The organism is Micromonospora sp. CNZ297 (assembly GCF_007827625.1).
This window is the reverse complement of sequence record NZ_VISU01000013.1, coordinates 1-15,430: the sequence shown is the minus strand read 5'-3', so window position 1 is coordinate 15,430 and position 15,430 is coordinate 1. Positions and strand designations below refer to the sequence as shown.

Below are 15,430 nucleotides of genomic sequence, written 5' to 3'. Positions count from 1 at the left end.
TGCCGTCCGGCGGTCAGGCGCCGACGTAGTCGGCCAGGTGTTCGCCCGTGAGCGTCGACCGGGCCGCCACGAGATCCGCCGGGGTGCCCTCGTACACGATCCGGCCGCCGTCGTGTCCGGCGCCCGGACCGAGGTCGATGATCCAGTCGGCGTGCGCCATGACGGCCTGGTGGTGCTCGATCACGATGACGGACTTCCCCGTGTCGACGAGCCGGTCGAGCAGGCCGAGCAGTTGGGCGACGTCGGCCAGGTGCAGGCCGGTGGTGGGTTCGTCGAGGACGTACACGCCGCCCTTGTCCCCCATCCGGGTGGCGAGCTTGAGCCGCTGCCGTTCGCCGCCGGACAGCGTGGTGAGGGGCTGACCGAGCGTGAGGTAGCCGAGGCCGACGTCGGCGAGCCGGTCGAGGATGGTGTGGGCGGCCGGGGTGCGGGCCTCGCCGTCGCTGAAGAACGTCTCGGCTTCGTCGACGGACATGGCGAGGACCTCGCTGATGTCGCGTCCGCCGAGGTGGTAGTCGAGGACGGCGGGCTGGAAGCGCTTGCCTTCGCAGTCCTCGCAGGTGCTGGCGACGCCGGCCATCATGCCGAGGTCGGTGTAGATGACGCCGGCGCCGTTGCAGGTCGGGCAGGCGCCTTCGGAGTTGGCGCTGAACAGGGCGGGTTTGACGCCGTTGGCCTTGGCGAAGGCCTTGCGGATGGGGTCGAGCAGGCCGGTGTAGGTGGCGGGGTTGCTGCGGCGGGAGCCGCGGATGGCGGTCTGGTCGACGCTGACGACGTCCTCGCGTTTGGCCAGTGAGCCGTGGATGAGGCTGCTCTTGCCGGAGCCGGCGACGCCGGTGACGACGACCAGGACGCCCAGGGGGATGTCGACGTCGACGTCGCGCAGGTTGTGGGTGCGGGCGCCGCGGATCGGCAGGGTGCCGGTGGGCGTACGCAGCTTGTCCTTGAGGGTGGCGCGGTCGTCGAGGTGGCGGCCGGTGGTGGTGTCGCTGGCGCGCAGGCCGGCGACTGTGCCTTCGTAGCAGATGGTGCCGCCGGCGGTGCCGGCGCCGGGGCCGAGGTCGACGACGTGGTCGGCGATGGCGATGGTCTCGGGTTTGTGTTCGACGACGAGAACGGTGTTGCCCTTGTCGCGGAGTTGGAGCAGGAGGTTGTTCATGCGGGCGATGTCGTGCGGGTGCAGGCCGATTGTGGGTTCGTCGAAGACGTAGGTGACGTCGGTGAGGGACGAGCCGAGGTGGCGGATCATCTTGGTGCGCTGGGCCTCCCCGCCGGAGAGGGTGCCGGCGGGGCGGTCGAGGCTGAGGTAGCCGAGGCCGATCTCGACGAAGGAGTCGAGGGTGTCCCCCAGTGCCTTGAGCAGCGGGCCGACGGAGGGTTGGTGCAGGTCGCGTACCCAGGTGGCGAGGTCGCTGATCTGCATGGCGCAGGCGTCGGCGATGTTGATGCCGTTGATCTTCGAGGAGCGGGCTTCGGGGGCGAGCCGGGTGCCGTCGCAGTCGGGGCAGGTGGTGAACGTGACGGCGCGTTCGACGAAGGCGCGGATGTGGGGCTGCATGGCGTCGACGTCCTTGGCGAGCATCGACTTGCTGATGGCGGGGATGAGGCCGGTGTAGGTGACGTTGATGCCGTCGACCTTGATCTTCGTGGGCTCCTTGTGGAGCAGGTCGTCGAGTTCGCGTCTGGTGTAGTCGCGGATGGGCTTGTCGGGGTCGAACAGGCCGCTGGAGCGGAAGGTGCGGCTGTACCAGCCGTCCATGCTGTAGCCGGGGATGGTGATGGCGCCCTCGTTGAGGGAGAGCTTCTCGTCGTAGAGGACGGTGAGGTCGAAGTCGGTGACGGCGCCGCGGCCCTCGCAGCGGGGGCACATGCCGCCGAGGCGGTTGAAGGTGCCCTTCTTGGTCTGGGTCTTGCCGGGGCCGCGGTCGACGGTGATGGCGCCGGCGGCGCGTACGGAGGGGACGTTGAAGGAGTAGGCGTTGGGTGGGCCGATGTGGGGGTCGCCGAGGCGGCTGAACAGGATGCGCAGCATGGCGTTGACGTCGGTGGCGGTGCCGACCGTGGAGCGGGGGTCGGCGCCCATGCGTTCCTGGTCGACGATGATGGCGGTGGTGAGGCCTTCGAGGATGTCGACCTCGGGGCGGGACAGGGTGGGCATGAAGCCCTGGACGAAGGCGCTGTAGGTCTCGTTGATGAGGCGCTGGGACTCGGCGGCGATGGTGCCGAAGACCAGTGAGCTCTTGCCGGAGCCGGAGACGCCGGTGAACACGGTGAGGCGGCGTTTGGGTATCTCGACGTCGACGTTGCGCAGGTTGTTCTCGCGGGCGCCGTGGACGCGGATGATGTCGTGGCTGTCGGCGTGGTGCAGGCCGGTGGTGGCCTTGCTCATGGTCTCTCCGTCCGGTGGTGCGGGTGTCAGTCGAGCCAGCGGCCGTCGCGCATCAGGGTGCGGCCGGGTAGCTCGTCGGCTTCGCGCCAGGCCTGCATGCGGTGTGGCGTGATGCGGTACCAGCGGTAGGGCGTGGTCAGGGTACGGGGGTCGAAGCCGGTTCGGGTGGCGAAGCGGTCGCTTCGGCCGGTGGGCAGGGCGTCGAGGGCGAGGGTTTCGACATCGCCGTCGATCATGGTGACGTCGCGGGTGGGGCCGAGGCCGACGCGGGCGCGGCCGCCGGCGAGGTTGCGGCCGGTGGGGCTGTCGGCCGGGGTGGCGACGAGCAGTGTGTGGCCGTCCCAGTCGAAGGACAGGGGCACGAGGTACGGGGTGCCGTCGGGTTCGGCGGTGGCGACCCAGCAGTCGACGTCGTTTTCGAGGCGGTGGGTGGTGTCGTTGCGGCGGCGGGCGCGGGTGCGGGGTGCGTCGGTCATGGGGTGGGTCAGCGCCGCTCGTTGATGCGGATGAGGTTGCCGGTGGGGTCGCGGAAGGCGCAGTCGCGGACGCCGTAGGGCTGTTCGGTGGGTTCCTGGACGACGTCGGCGCCGGAGGCCTGGAGGCGGTCGAACAGGCCGTCGAGGTCGTCGGTGGCGAGGGTGAGCGCGCCGTAGCTGCCCTTGGCGATGAGTTCGAGGATGGTGCGGCGTTCGTCGTCGGTGATGCCGGGGTCGGCGGCCGGCGGGTGCAGGACGATGCCGGTCTCGGGCTGGTTGGGTGGGCCGACGGTGAGCCAGCGCATGTTGTTGTAGCCGACGTCGTTGCGCAGTTCGAAGCCGAGGGTGTCGCGGTAGAAGGCGAGGGCGGCGTCGGCGTCGGTGTGGGGCAGGAAGGCGTAGTGAATGGTGATCGTCATGGTGGTCACGCTAGTGGTGGTCGGCCGGTGCGGGCTTCTCGATTCCTGATCGGTCGGGTCGCCTGTTTGGTCAGGCACGGGGGTGGTTCGGCGGTGTCGGGTGCGTGGCGGGCGCGGTAGGCGCTGGGTGGTTCGCCGACGAGTTCGGTGAAGCGGGTGCTGAAGGTGCCCAGGGACTGGCAGCCGACGGCGAAGCAGACGTCGGTGACGCTGAGGTCGCCGCGGCGCAGCAGGGCCATGGCGCGTTCGATGCGGCGGGTCATGAGGTACGCGTACGGGGATTCGCCGTAGGTCTGGCGGAACTGCCGGCTGAGGTGGCCGGCGGACATGTGTTCGCCGCGGGCGAGGGCTTCGACGTCGAGGGGTTTGGCGTATTCGCGGTCGATGCGGTCGCGGACGCGGCGCAGCCGGGTGAGGTCGCGCAGCCGTTGGGCGAACGCGGGGTCGTCGGTTGCCGGGTGCGGTGGCACGTCCGCATCCTGCCTGGTGGGCGGTGGGGTCGTCCACCTGTTCGAGCGGCGAGTCGCCGCGCGGGTGCACCCGCGCGGCAGGTGCACCCGCGCTGTCGGTCAGCGCAGCCGGCGGGCGGTGAAGCGGGTGGGTGGGTCGGCGATGGCGTCCTGGGCGGCGACGAGTTGCAGTTCGCGGGTACCGGCTTCGAGGGTCGCCTCGAGTACCGCGTAGATCGAGTTGGTGGTGCGTTCCAGTGCGGTCTTCGGTGAGCCGGTGGTGGCGAGGTGGGCGAGGTAGAGGGCGGCGGTGACGTCGCCGCCGCCGTTGGGGGCGATCGGCAGCAGCGGGGTGGTGACGGCCCAGGCGCCGTCGTCGGAGACGGCGACGACTTCCAGGTGGCCGGCGGGCAGGTCGCCGTGCAGGACGCTGGTGACCAGGACGTGCCGGGGGCCGGTGGCGCGGACGGTGTCGACGGCGGCGAGCAGGTCGTCGACGGTGTCGGTGGTGCGGCCGGCGAGGAATTCCAGCTCGAACTGGTTGGGGGTGACGATGTCGGCGCGCGGGACGACTGTGTCGCGGAGGTATTCGGGGATGCCGGGGCGGACGAACATGCCGCGGCCGACGTCGCCCATGACCGGGTCGCAGCAGTAGAGGGCGGCCGGGTTGGCGGCCTTGACGCGGGCGACGGCGTCGAGGATGACGGCGCCGACGGCGGGGTCGCCCTGGTAGCCGGAGAGGACGGCGTCGGCGGTGCCGAGCACGCCGCGGTCCTCGATGCCGGCGATGACGTCGGCGACGTCGGTGGGGGCGAGCAGAGGGCCGCGCCAGGCGCCGTAGCCGGTGTGGTTGGAGAAGTGCACGGTCAGGACCGGCCAGACCTCGTGGCGGAGGCGTTGCAGCGGGAACACGGCGGCGGAGTTGCCGACGTGGCCGTAGGCGACCGACGACTGGATGGACAGGATCTTCACCCGGTCATCGTCGCATCCCGGGCCGGGGATGACTGCCGGTGGTGGGGTGATGACGGGCCGGGACGGCGGTGACCGTTCGGCGCAGCGTTTCGGCCGTCCGGCGCGGGGCGGGTTTGGGTGCAGCGTGCGGCAGGGGCATGAACCGGGGTGTTCTCGCCATCCGGACGGAGGAAGCACTGATGCTTTCCGCACTCGATCGTCGGCACACCGTCGCGCCGCCGGGGTACAGCCGTTGGCTGATTCCTCCGGCGGCGCTGGCGATCCATCTGTGCATCGGGCAGGTCTACGCCACGAGCGTGTACAAGAACTCCCTGATCGCGCATTTCGACACCGGTCAGACGGCGATCGGGGTGATCTTCAGTATCGCGATCGTGATGCTGGGGTTGTCGGCCGCGGTGGCCGGTACGTGGGTGGAGGCGAACGGGCCGCGTAAGGCGATGTTCGTCTCGGCGTGTTTCTGGGCGGCGGGGTTCCTGGTGGGGGCGCTGGGTATCGCGACCGGGCAGCTGTGGTTGCTGTATCTGGGGTACGGGGTGCTGGGCGGGATCGGTCTGGGGATCGGGTACATCTCCCCCGTCTCCACGTTGATCAAGTGGTTCCCGGACCGGCCGGGTCTGGCGACCGGCTTGGCGATCATGGGGTTCGGTGGCGGGGCGATGGTGGCCTCTCCCCTGTCCCGGCAGCTGCTGTCGTTCTACGACCCGGCCTACGACCCGGCGAACAGCGGTTCCACGGCGTCGGGGCCGGCGCTGGTGTGGTTGTTCGTGACGCTCGGCGTCGGCTACTTCGTGATCATGATGTTCGGGGTGTTCAACGTGCGGGTGCCGGCGGCGGACTGGCGGCCGGCCGGGTTCGACCCGGCTCGGGTGGCGGACAAGCCGCTGGTGACGACAGCGAACGTGTCGGCGGCCAACGCGGTCAGGACGCGGTCGTTCTGGCTGCTGTGGGTGGTGCTGTTCTGCAACGTGACGGCGGGTATCGGGATCCTGGAGCAGGCCAGCCCGATGATCCAGGACTTCTTCCGCGAGGGTGGCACGTCGGCGGTGTCGGTGGCGGCGGCCGGCGGGTTCGTGGGGCTGTTGTCGCTGTTCAACATGGCGGGCCGGTTCGTGTGGTCGTCCACGTCGGATGTGATCGGCCGCAAGCCGATCTACATGGTGTACCTGGGTGTGGGCATGGTGCTGTACCTGCTGCTGGCGCTGGTGGGGCAGACCGCGACGGCGTTGTTCGTGCTGCTGGCGTGCGTGATCCTGTCGTTCTACGGCGGCGGGTTCGCCACCGTGCCGGCGTACCTGCGGGACCTGTTCGGCACGTTCGAGGTGGGCGCGATCCACGGCCGGCTGCTGACCGCGTGGTCGGCGGCGGGCGTGGCCGGGCCGCTGATCGTCAACGCGTTCCTCGACGCGCAGGGCGAGCCGGGCACGTTGACCGCGGCGGCGTACCGGCCGGCGCTGTTCACGATGGTCGGCGTGCTGGCGGTGGGTCTGGTGGCGAACCTGCTGGTGCGGCCGGTGCCGCAGCGTTACCACGAGCCCGCGTCCGGGCGGGACGAGACGGGACCGGGGCAGCCGGTGACGGCGGAGAGGAGCGGATCGTGAACGAGCGGACCGGTGGCGGGCAGCGGGCCCGTCTGGTGGTGTCGTGGCTGGTGGTGTCGGCGCTGCTGGGCTACGGCGTGGTGCAGACGCTGATCACGGCGGCGAAGCTGTTCACCCAGTAGGAGACGCGACGCGGCGGCCCGGGGGTGGAGATCCCCGGGCCGCCGCCGGGTCAGAGACCGCCGCCGACGCGCAGGACCGCGCCCGTTGTGTACGAGGCGTCCGGGCCGAGCAGGTACGCGATCGCGCCGGCGACCTCCTCGGGTTCCCCTGCGCGGCCCATCGGGATCCGGCCCGCGGCGGTGTCGGGCCGGTCGGGCACGCCGGAGCGGGCGTGGATGGTGGTGCGGATGATCCCGGGGGCGACGGCGTTGACGCGGACACCGTGCGGCGCGAGTTCCTTGGCCAGCCCGACGGTGAGCGTGTCGGTGGCGGCCTTGACGGCGGCGTAGTGCACGTACTCGCCGGGTGAGCCGAGCGTCGCGGCCACGGAGGAGACGTTGACGATGGCGCCGCCGCGGGTGAGCCGCCGGGCCGCCTGCTGGGCGCACAGCACGTACCCGATGAGGTTGACGTCGACGACCTCGCGCAGGTCGTCGACGCGCAGGTCGGTGAACGGGCCGATCGGGCTGGTGACGCCGGCGTTGTTGACCAGGCCGGTGAGCGGGCCGAGCCGGTCGGCGGCGTCGAAGATGCGGCGTACCTGGTCGGGGTCGGTGGTGTCGGCGGCGACGGTGACCGCGCGGCGGCCGGCGGCGCGCACGTCGGCAGCCACGGATTCGGCGGCGGTGTGGTCGGTGCGGTAGCCGATGACCAGGTCGTGGCCGTCGGCGGCGAGCCGGCGGGCGGTGGCCGCGCCGATGCCGCGTCCTCCCCCGGTGACGATGGTGACGGAGGTCAATGCCCTTCTCCCCTGCCTTGCGGTGGGGGCGACGTTACCGTGGGCGGGACCATCCGGGGTGGAGAGGACTGTCACATGGGGCGCGCGTTGGTGCTGGGTGGCGGCGGGGTGACCGGGGTGGCCTGGGAGCTGGGTCTGCTGGCCGGGCTGGCCGGGCACGGCCTGCGGTTGGACGAGGCGGACCTGGTGGTGGGTACGTCGGCCGGGTCGGTGGTGGGGGCGCAGGTGCGTTCGGGTACGCCGCCGGAGCGGTTGTACGAGGCGCAGCTGCGGCCGCCCCGCGACGAGGTGCCGGCCCGGCTCGGGACGGGCGTGCTGTTGCGCTGGGCGTGGGCCGGTGGGCGGGGCCGGGACGCGGCGCGGGCCCGGGCACGTATCGGCGCGATGGCGTTGTCGGCGCGTACCCCGTCGGAGCAGTCACGGCGGGCGGTGATCGCGGCGCGGCTGCCGTCGCCGGACTGGCCGGCGGCGCGGCTGCTGGTCACCGCCGTGGACGCGGCCTCCGGCGAGTTCGTGGTGTTCGACGCGGACAGCGGGGTGCCGCTGGTGGACGCGGTCGGCGCGAGTTGCGCGGTGCCGGGGGTGTGGCCGCCGGTCACAGTCGGCGGCCGGCGCTACGTCGACGGCGGGGTCCGCTCGCCGGTGAACGCGGACCTGGCGGCCGGGTGCGGGCAGGTGGTGGTCCTGGCGCCGACGCGCGCGGCGGTGGGGCCGATGCCGCGGCTGTCGGCGCAGGTGGCGGCGTTGCGGGAGGCGGGGGCGCGGGTGGCAGTGGTATCGCCGGACCGGGCGGCGCGGACGGCGATCGGCCGCAACGTGCTGGACCCGGCGCGGCGGGCGGCGTCGGCGCGGGCCGGGTTCGCCCAGGCCGACGCGGTGGCCGACGAGGTGGCCGCGGTGTGGCGCTGACCGGGCGTGCAGCACGGCGCGGCCTGACCGGCGCCGCAGCTCAGGAGACGCCGGTCAGGCGGCTCAGGCGCCGGTTGAGGTAGCGCTGTTCGGGCAGGCTTCCGGTCAGCCGCGCGGCCAGCCGGTAGTGCTCGGCGGCGGCCTGTGGGTCGCCGTGGAGTTCCAGCAGGTGCGCGCGGACGGCGTGCAGCCGGTGGTGGCCGCGCATCGCCGGGTCGGCCAGCAGCGGGTCGAGCAGCGCCAGCCCGACGGCGGGGCCGTGCGCCATGGCCACCGCGACGGCCTGGTTGAGCGTGACGAACGGGCTGGGGGCGACCCGGCTCAGCATGTCGTAGAGGACGCTGATCTGCAGCCAGTCGGTGTCCGGGAAGGCCGGTGCCTCGGCGTGCACGGCGGCGATGGCCGCCTGGAGCTGGTAGCGGCCCACCGGGCCGTGGGGCAGGGCCCGGCCGAGCAGCGTGACGCCCTCGTCGATGAGGTCGCCGCGCCAGCGGGAGCGGTCCTGGTCGGCCAGCGGCACGAGGTCACCGGCGGCGTCGGTGCGGGCGGGCGACCGGGCGTGGGTGAGCAGCATCAGCGCCAGCGCGCCGGTGACCTCGTGGTGGCCGGGCAGCGCGGCGTGGACCTGGCGGGTGAGCCGGATCGCCTCCTCGGCGAGTTCCACGTCGAGGAGCTGGTCGCCGGAGGTGCGGGTGTAGCCCTCGCTGAACACCAGGTGGCACACGTCCAGCACGGCGGCCACCCGGCCGGGCAGAGCGTCCGGCGGCGGCATGGTGAACCGGGCGCCCGCCTCGCGCAGCGTCGCGCGGGCCCGGCTCAGCCGCTGGGTCATGGTCCGGGCCGGCACCAGGTAGGCGGCGGCGATCTGCTCCACGCGCAGTCCCGCGACCGCGCGCAGGGTCAGCGCGACCTGGGAGGGGCGGCTCAGCGCCGGGTGGCAGCACAGGAACAGCAGCCGCAGCGTGTCGTCGGCGCCGGTCACGGGTGTGTCGTCGACGGGCGGTACGACGCCGGCGCCGGGTTGCCGGACCGCGTCGAGCCGCTCGCGGCGGCTGCGGGCCTCCTCGGCGCGCATCCGGTCGATCAGCCGTCGCGAGGCGACCCGGATGAGCCAGGCCCGCGGTTCGTCGGGCACGCCGGTGAGCGGCCACCGGGCGGCGGCCGCCTCCGCCGCGTCCTGGAGGGCGTCCTCGCAGGCGTCGGGTTGCCCGTAGCGGCGCAGCAGCGCGGCGCGGACGTGCGGCGCCTCCCGGCGCCACACGTCCGCGAGGGGCGGGGCGTTACTGATCGGACCCGCCCGGCCACATCAGGGGCCGCAGCTCGACGGTCTCCCCGGGGCCGGCGAACTTCGCGGCGACGGTGTCGGCGCGGGCCTGGTCTTCGACGTCGATGAGGAAGAAACCGGCGAGGTGTTCCTTGGCCTCGGAGTACGGGCCGTCGGTGGCCAGGGGTGCGCCGTCGCGCCACCGGTAGAGCCGGGCGGTGCGGGGGTCGGCGAGCGCCTCGCCGACGACCAGTTCCCCGTTGGCGTGCAGCTCGGTCATCACCTGCTCGAAGTCGGCGTTGAGCCGGTCGCGTACCTCGGCGGGCAGCTCCTGGTGGGCGGCGAGGTATTCGGAGGTGGGGTGGCCCCACGGCTCCGGGTTGGAGTGGATCATGATCACGTACTTCACTGTCGGTCCTTCGCGTCGTGCGGCGGTGCCTCCCCGCCGCTCGCCGGGTACGACGGAGCGGGATCGCCGATGTCTACATATCCTCGCGTCATGAGTGACGCGGTGGGTGTCGGTGACCTGGTCGAGGATTTCACGCTGCCGGACGAGACGGGCACGCCACGGCGGCTGTCGGAGTTCCTGGCCGCCGGTCCGGTGGTGCTGTTCTTCTACCCGGCGGCGATGACGCGGGGCTGCACGGCGGAGAGCTGCCACTTCCGGGATCTGGCGGCGGAGTTCGCGGCGGTGGGCGCGTCTCGGGTAGGGATCAGCCGGGATCCGGTGCAGCGGCAGGCGGAGTTCTCCCGCCGGCACGGGTTCGACTATCCGCTGCTGTCCGACGTCGACGGCGAGGTGGCGCGGGCGTTCGGGGTGCGGCGGCGGCTGCCGCTGGGCGCGCTGAGCACCCGGCGGATGACGTTCGTGATCGGCACGGACCGGCGGGTGCTCGCAGTGGTGCACAGCGAGCTGAGCATGAACGAGCACGCCGACGCGGCGCTGCGGGCCCTCGGGGGCTGATCATCGCGGTGTCGCAGCCGGCTGGTATCAAGGCTGCGTCAAACAGGTGTACGGAAGAGGGCGTGATGGCGGGTCAGGGTTTGTCCACTGACGAGGTTCAGGGGATCCGGGAGGCGCTGGCCGCGGGCCGCAAGCCCCGGGTGGTGTTCACCGAGGCGGCCGGGCAGATGGCCGGGCAGCTCGGGCAGGTGGTGGAGCTGACCGACCCGGCGGCGTCGGAGGAGTTCGTGGTGGTGCGGTTCGGCCGCGACGAGCTGCCGTTCTCCCCCGCCGACGTGGCGATCGCCCCGAAGGGTGCCGGGCGGCGTCCGGCAGCCGAGGCGAAGCCGGAACCGGAGCAGCCGCCGGCCGCGCCGGAGCCGGAGTTCGTGCTGGACACGCCGCGGGTGCCGGCGCCGCGGCGGGAGGAGCCGAAGGCCGAGCAGCCGCAGGCGGAGCCGAAGCCGGCGAAGCGGGTCGTGAAGGCCGTGAAGCCGAAGACCCCGCCGGGGCTGACCGTCACGCTGGCCTACGCCGAGGGCGAGTGGACGGTGGCCGCGCAGCAGGGCACGAAGGCGCTGGCCCGGCCGTACGTGGTGAAGCCGGCCGAGTCGCTGCGGATGGTGGCGCTGGTCGACGTTCCCGGGGTGCAGGAGGCGGTGGAGCAGATCCTGGCCGCCGAGCGGGCCGAGGCCGAGCAGCAGGCGGAGAAGCTGCGCGCCGAGCTGGCCGAGATCGAGGCGCGGCTGGCGGAGCTGCGCGAGGCGCGCTGACCCCGGAACGCCCCGCGGGGCCGGTGCGACCCCCTCGCACCGGCCCCGCGCCCCTGCGCCCACAGGTCGATCAGTGTTGCGGAATGTTCTGTACCCCGATCCGGCGGCGGAACACCCAGTACGTCCAACCCTGGTACGCCAGCACGATCGGCGTGAACACCACAGCCACCCAGGTCATGATCTTCAAGGTGTACGGGGTGGACGCGGCGTTGGTGGCGGTCAGCGTGCCGGCCGCGTCGAGGGTGGACGGCATCACGTTCGGGAACAGCGCGGCGAACAGCGTCGCCACGGCCAGCGCGATCGCCACGGCGGTGCCGGTGAACGCCCAGCCCTCCCGGCGTACCTTGGCCGCGGCCAGACCGCCGAGCAGGGCGAGGGCGGCGCCGACGGCGAGCACGACGGCGGCGGCGCTGGAGCGGATGCTCAGCGACCAGCTCAGGAACGCCACGGCGGCCACGGCGGTGCCGACACCGAGCTTCACGGCGAGGGCACCGGCGCGCTCCCGGATGTCACCGGTGGTCTTGAGCGCCAGGAACACCGCGCCGTGGGTGAGGAACAGCCCCAGCGTGGTCAGGCCGCCGAGCAGCGCGTACGGGTTGAGCAGGTCGAGCAGGCCGCCGACGTACTCGTGGTCGGCGTCCAGCGGCACGCCGCGGAAGATGTTGGCGAACGCCACGCCCCACAGCACGGCCGGGATCGCCGAGCCCCAGAAGATGGCCTGGTCCCAGCGGCGCTTCCAGGACGCCTCGGGCCGCTTGTGGCGGTACTCGAAGGCGACGCCGCGGGCGATCAGGGCCAGCAGGATGAGCAGCAGCGGCAGGTAGAAGCCGGAGAACAGGGTGGCGTACCACTCGGGGAAGGCGGCGAACATGGCGCCGCCGGCGGTGATCAGCCACACCTCGTTGCCGTCCCAGACCGGGCCGATGGTGTTGATCAGGACGCGGCGCTGCCTGTCGTCGCGGCCGAGCACCGGCAGCAGCATCCCGACGCCGAAGTCGAAGCCTTCGAGGATGAAGTAGCCGGTGAAGAGCACTGCTACGAGGAGAAACCAGACGGTCGTCAGTTCCACGGTTGGGCTCCGGGGTGTCAGTAGGCGAACGCCAGCGGGCGCTCGGCGTCGTCGGTGTCGTCGTCGTCGGACTGGGGGGTGACGTCCGGTACGCCGGCGCGGGCGTAGCGGACCAGCAGTTTGAACTCGACCACCGCGAGGACGGCGTAGATGAGGGTGAACGCGGTGAACGAGGTGAGCACCTCGGTCAGGGAGACGCTGCGGGACACGCCGTCGCGGGTGAGCATCTCGCCGAAGACGATCCACGGCTGGCGGCCCATCTCGGTGAAGATCCAGCCGAAGGAGTTGGCGAGCAGCGGCAGCACGGGCATGACCAGGCCGGCCCGCAGCAGCCACTTGCTGGTGGGGGTGCGGCCCTTGCGCTGGCTCCACAGCACCAGCAGCGCGATCGCGGCGGCGGCCAGCCCGAAGCCGATCATGAAGCGGAAGCTCCAGTAGGTGACCGGGATGATCGGGGCGTAGTTGCCGGGGCCGTACTGGCTGGCGTACTGGGCCTGCAGGTCGTTGATGCCCTGCACGGTGCCGTTGGGGTCGCCGGTGCCGAGGAACGACAGCAGGTACGGGATCTTGACGGCGAACAGCTCGCGGCTGCCGTCGAGGCTGCCGACGGTGAACACGGAGAACGAGGCGGGGCTCTCGGTGGTGTAGAGGCCCTCGGCGGCGGCCATCTTCATCGGCTGCACCTCGGTCATGATCTTGCCCTGGATGTCGCCGGTGAGGATGACCAGCGCCGAGGAGATCAGGACGACCCAGGAGCCGAGCTTGGTGGCGAAGCGGTACGCGCCGGTGTCGGCGCTGTCGCGGTTGCGCATCACGTGCCACAGGCCGACGGTGACCATCAGCGACCCGGCGACCAGGAACGCGCCGGCCAGGGTGTGCGGGAAGGTCACCAGGGCGACCTTGTTGGTGAGCACGGCGACGAAGTCCGTCAGCTCGGCACGGCCACTCTCCGGGTTGATCCGGAACCCGACCGGGTTCTGCATGAACGAGTTGGCGGCGAGGATGAAGTACGCCGACAGGTTGGTGCCGATCGCGGCGGCCCAGATCGCGGCCAGGTGCAGGCGCTTGGGCAGCCGGTCCCAGCCGAAGATCCACAGGCCGATGAACGTGGATTCGAGGAAGAACGCCACCAGGGCCTCGATGGCCAGCGGCGCGCCGAAGATGTCACCGACGAAGCGGGAGTAGTCACTCCAGTTCATGCCGAACTGGAACTCCTGCACGATGCCGGTGACCACACCCATCGCGAAGTTGATCAGAAAGAGCTTGCCGTAGAACTTGGTGAGTTTGAGGTACCGCTCGTTGCCGGTGCGGTGCCACATGGTCTGGAGGATCGCCACCAGCACGGACAGGCCGATGGTCAACGGCACGAACAAGAAGTGGTAGACGGTGGTGACACCGAACTGCCAGCGGGCGACGTCCAACGCGTCCACCTGAAACCCCCAGCTGCGCATACTACGAGACGTAGTAGATACTACTCGGCGTCGTAGCGAAAGCAGCAGGGCCGCAGGGCCCCACCCGGCCCGGGACCAATGACCCTGATCACCTTGCCGGAGGACCTGCGGTCCCGGGATCACCCACGCCGGAGGACCCCCACCGGCTCCCCCCGCTGTGCCCGCGCGTGGGAACATCCAGCACTGATGAACAGCACCCCCTGGCGCGCGCCGCTGCTGTGGCGGAGCGCGCAGACGCTCGCCCGCGCCGTCGTCGGGCTGGTCGGCCGGCTGGAGGTCACCGGCGACGTGCCCGACGCGCTGCGCCACGGCCCGCTGGTCCTGGCCGCCAACCACATCAGCCCGTTCGACCCGGTGGTGCTCGCCGCCGCCTGCCGGGTCCGGCGCGTCGCGCCCCGGATCATGGCCACCGGCGGTCTGTTCCGCGCCCCGGTGATCGGGTCGCTGATGCGCCGCGCCGGGCACATCCGCGTCGACCGGGGCACCTCCGCGGTGCACCGGTCACTGGAGGTCGCCGCCGAGGCCGTGGCCGGCGGCTCGGTGGTGGTGGTCTACCCGGAGGGACGCATCGGGCTCGACCCGGGCATGTGGCCCGAGCGGGGCAAGACCGGCGCCGCCCGGCTCGCCTTCGCCAGCGGCGCCGCCGTGGTCCCGGTCGCCCAGTGGGGCTCGCACGAGGTGCTCCCCTACCGGGCGCCCAAGGGCATGCTGCGCGCGACAGCCCGGGCGATCGTCCGCCGGCCCGCCATCCGGGTGCACTTCGGCGCCCCGGTGCCGCTGGACGACCTGCGGTCGGGCTCCCCCGGCGCGGCCCGGCAGGCCACCGACCGGATCATCGACGCGATCACCGACGACCTGGTGCCGCTGCGCCCCGACGAGCCGGACCGGCCGCGCCACGTCGACCCGGGCCGGCCGGTCGACACCGCCCGCGCCCACCGTCGCCGCCGCACCGGCTGACGCATCCCGGCGCCGGTGGCGGGTATCAAGTCCTCGCGCCCCTTCAGGTGGAGAGGACCTGGTCATGACCGCTGTCCGAGCACTCGTTCTCAACTGCACCCTGAAGCGCTCCCCGGCGACGTCCAGTTCACAGGTGCTCGGTCAGGAGGTGCTCGACGCGCTGGCCGAGCAGGGCGTCGACGGCGAGATCGTCCGGGTGGTCGACCACGACGTGCGCTTCGGGGTCTCCGTCGACGAGGGCGACGGCGACGGCTGGCCCGGCATCCGCGCCAAGCTGCTCGCCGCCCAGATCCTGATCATCGCCACGCCGATCTGGCTCGGTCAGCCCTCGTCGGTGACCAAGATGGTCCTCGAACGGTTGGACGCCGAGCTGTCCGAGACCGACGACCAGGGCCGCCTGCGCACCTACGGCAAGGTCGGCGGGGTGGCCGTGGTCGGCAACGAGGACGGCGCGCACCACACCATCGCCGAGGTGCAGCAGGCCCTCAACGAGGTGGGGTTCACCTGCCCGGCCGCCGGGGCCACCTACTGGGTCGGGGAGGCGCTGCACAAGACCGACTACGTCGACGCCCGCCCCAAACCCGACACGACCGGCCGCACCACCGCCGCGCTGGCGCTCAACAGCGCCCACCTGGCCCGGCTGCTCGCGGAGCAGCCCTACCCGCCACCCGGAACCCGCGGCGCAGGCACCGGCCCCAGCAGCCAGTCCGGCTGACCCGGCGCCCCCTGCCCGCACCCGACCCGACCCCGCGGCCCGCTGCTCCGCCGTCGATCTGTGAGTGGGGTTGTCAAGGGGTTTGGTGGTGGGTGGTGATGGTGCGGTAGAGCTGTCGGGCGATGTAGCGCTTGAGGCAGCGGGT

The 15,430-nt window shown here is 72.2% G+C and carries 17 protein-coding genes; 7 read left to right on the top strand and 10 right to left on the bottom strand.

The window, feature by feature from the left end:
• Positions 1-13: 13 nt before the first annotated feature.
• The 5 genes from FB454_RS21715 to pdxY form a co-directional block, all read right to left on the bottom strand.
• Positions 14-2,389, bottom strand: a complete 2,376-nt coding sequence (locus tag FB454_RS21715) for an ATP-binding cassette domain-containing protein (protein ID WP_030272240.1) — start codon at positions 2,387-2,389, stop codon at positions 14-16.
• Between the two features lie 26 nt (positions 2,390-2,415).
• Positions 2,416-2,865, bottom strand: coding sequence for a pyridoxamine 5'-phosphate oxidase family protein (locus FB454_RS21710; protein ID WP_071095000.1), 450 nt, complete (start codon positions 2,863-2,865; stop codon positions 2,416-2,418).
• 8 nt (positions 2,866-2,873) lie between these two features.
• Entirely contained in the window at positions 2,874-3,284 is a 411-nt protein-coding gene (locus FB454_RS21705; RefSeq protein ID WP_013286349.1) for a VOC family protein, read from the bottom strand.
• 5 nt (positions 3,285-3,289) lie between these two features.
• Positions 3,290-3,754, bottom strand: a complete 465-nt coding sequence (locus FB454_RS21700; protein ID WP_013286348.1) for a helix-turn-helix transcriptional regulator — start codon at positions 3,752-3,754, stop codon at positions 3,290-3,292.
• 99 nt (positions 3,755-3,853) lie between these two features.
• The gene (gene pdxY / locus FB454_RS21695) at positions 3,854-4,705 is read right to left on the bottom strand and encodes a pyridoxal kinase PdxY (RefSeq protein ID WP_013286347.1); all 852 of its coding nucleotides are present in this window, start codon (positions 4,703-4,705) and stop codon (positions 3,854-3,856) included.
• A gap of 179 nt (positions 4,706-4,884) precedes the next feature.
• Between pdxY and FB454_RS21690 the strand changes: the two genes are divergently transcribed.
• Complete coding sequence (locus FB454_RS21690) at positions 4,885-6,303, top strand: OFA family MFS transporter (protein WP_013286346.1); 1,419 nt, start codon at positions 4,885-4,887, stop codon at positions 6,301-6,303.
• On the top strand, positions 6,300-6,425 hold the full coding sequence (locus FB454_RS35500) for an MFS transporter small subunit (RefSeq protein ID WP_013286345.1): 126 nt from the start codon (positions 6,300-6,302) through the stop codon (positions 6,423-6,425). Before FB454_RS21690 ends, FB454_RS35500 begins: the two co-directional genes overlap by 4 nt.
• Before the next feature lie 50 nt (positions 6,426-6,475).
• Here the strand turns inward: FB454_RS35500 and FB454_RS21685 are convergent, their stop codons facing one another.
• Complete coding sequence (locus tag FB454_RS21685; RefSeq protein WP_013286344.1) at positions 6,476-7,204, bottom strand: SDR family NAD(P)-dependent oxidoreductase; 729 nt, start codon at positions 7,202-7,204, stop codon at positions 6,476-6,478.
• A gap of 75 nt (positions 7,205-7,279) precedes the next feature.
• Here FB454_RS21685 and FB454_RS21680 point away from each other — a divergent pair, with 75 nt between their 5' ends.
• Positions 7,280-8,113, top strand: coding sequence for a patatin-like phospholipase family protein (locus FB454_RS21680; RefSeq protein ID WP_013286343.1), 834 nt, complete (start codon positions 7,280-7,282; stop codon positions 8,111-8,113).
• Positions 8,114-8,153: 40 nt separating this feature from the next.
• Here the strand turns inward: FB454_RS21680 and FB454_RS21675 are convergent, their stop codons facing one another.
• Together FB454_RS21675 and FB454_RS21670 are read right to left on the bottom strand one after the other, a co-directional pair.
• Complete coding sequence (locus tag FB454_RS21675) at positions 8,154-9,374, bottom strand: DUF6596 domain-containing protein (protein ID WP_145823375.1); 1,221 nt, start codon at positions 9,372-9,374, stop codon at positions 8,154-8,156.
• 19 nt (positions 9,375-9,393) lie between these two features.
• Positions 9,394-9,786 carry a YciI family protein gene (locus FB454_RS21670; protein WP_186461636.1) on the bottom strand — a complete coding sequence of 131 codons (393 nt, stop codon included), beginning with the start codon at positions 9,784-9,786 and terminating at the stop codon, positions 9,394-9,396.
• A 90-nt stretch (positions 9,787-9,876) separates the two neighbouring features.
• Between FB454_RS21670 and FB454_RS21665 the strand changes: the two genes are divergently transcribed.
• Both FB454_RS21665 and FB454_RS21660 read left to right on the top strand, forming a co-directional pair.
• A complete protein-coding gene (locus FB454_RS21665) occupies positions 9,877-10,341 on the top strand; it encodes a peroxiredoxin (protein WP_221488069.1) in 465 nt (154 codons plus the stop codon).
• Positions 10,342-10,406: 65 nt separating this feature from the next.
• Positions 10,407-11,093 (top strand): hypothetical protein, encoded by a 687-nt coding sequence (locus tag FB454_RS21660; protein ID WP_145823374.1) that lies wholly within the window; start codon positions 10,407-10,409, stop codon positions 11,091-11,093.
• A gap of 70 nt (positions 11,094-11,163) precedes the next feature.
• Here the strand turns inward: FB454_RS21660 and cydB are convergent, their stop codons facing one another.
• Positions 11,164-12,162, bottom strand: a complete 999-nt coding sequence (gene cydB / locus FB454_RS21655) for a cytochrome d ubiquinol oxidase subunit II (protein ID WP_013286337.1) — start codon at positions 12,160-12,162, stop codon at positions 11,164-11,166.
• A 17-nt stretch (positions 12,163-12,179) separates the two neighbouring features.
• Positions 12,180-13,592 (bottom strand): cytochrome ubiquinol oxidase subunit I, encoded by a 1,413-nt coding sequence (locus tag FB454_RS21650; RefSeq protein WP_186461635.1) that lies wholly within the window; start codon positions 13,590-13,592, stop codon positions 12,180-12,182.
• Positions 13,593-13,799: 207 nt separating this feature from the next.
• On the opposite strand from FB454_RS21650, the gene FB454_RS21645 reads away from it, so the two are divergent.
• Both FB454_RS21645 and FB454_RS21640 read left to right on the top strand, forming a co-directional pair.
• On the top strand, positions 13,800-14,570 hold the full coding sequence (locus FB454_RS21645) for a lysophospholipid acyltransferase family protein (RefSeq protein WP_047894256.1): 771 nt from the start codon (positions 13,800-13,802) through the stop codon (positions 14,568-14,570).
• A gap of 64 nt (positions 14,571-14,634) precedes the next feature.
• Positions 14,635-15,285, top strand: a complete 651-nt coding sequence (locus tag FB454_RS21640; RefSeq protein ID WP_145823373.1) for a flavodoxin family protein — start codon at positions 14,635-14,637, stop codon at positions 15,283-15,285.
• The last annotated feature ends 145 nt before the right edge of the window (positions 15,286-15,430 follow it).

Excerpts from the sequence above, each read along its gene's own strand:
- FB454_RS21640 (WP_145823373.1), top strand. The coding sequence starts at position 14,635 with ATGACCGCTGTCCGAGCACTCGTTCTCAACTGCACCCTGAAGCGCTCC.
- FB454_RS21690 (WP_013286346.1), top strand. The coding sequence starts at position 4,885 with ATGCTTTCCGCACTCGATCGTCGGCACACCGTCGCGCCGCCGGGGTAC.
- FB454_RS21660 (WP_145823374.1), top strand. The coding sequence starts at position 10,407 with ATGGCGGGTCAGGGTTTGTCCACTGACGAGGTTCAGGGGATCCGGGAG.
- FB454_RS21715 (WP_030272240.1), bottom strand. The coding sequence starts at position 2,389 with ATGAGCAAGGCCACCACCGGCCTGCACCACGCCGACAGCCACGACATC.
- FB454_RS21705 (WP_013286349.1), bottom strand. The coding sequence starts at position 3,284 with ATGACGATCACCATTCACTACGCCTTCCTGCCCCACACCGACGCCGAC.
- FB454_RS21710 (WP_071095000.1), bottom strand. The coding sequence starts at position 2,865 with ATGACCGACGCACCCCGCACCCGCGCCCGCCGCCGCAACGACACCACC.
- FB454_RS21680 (WP_013286343.1), top strand. The coding sequence starts at position 7,280 with ATGGGGCGCGCGTTGGTGCTGGGTGGCGGCGGGGTGACCGGGGTGGCC.
- FB454_RS21665 (WP_221488069.1), top strand. The coding sequence starts at position 9,877 with ATGAGTGACGCGGTGGGTGTCGGTGACCTGGTCGAGGATTTCACGCTG.
- FB454_RS21645 (WP_047894256.1), top strand. The coding sequence starts at position 13,800 with ATGAACAGCACCCCCTGGCGCGCGCCGCTGCTGTGGCGGAGCGCGCAG.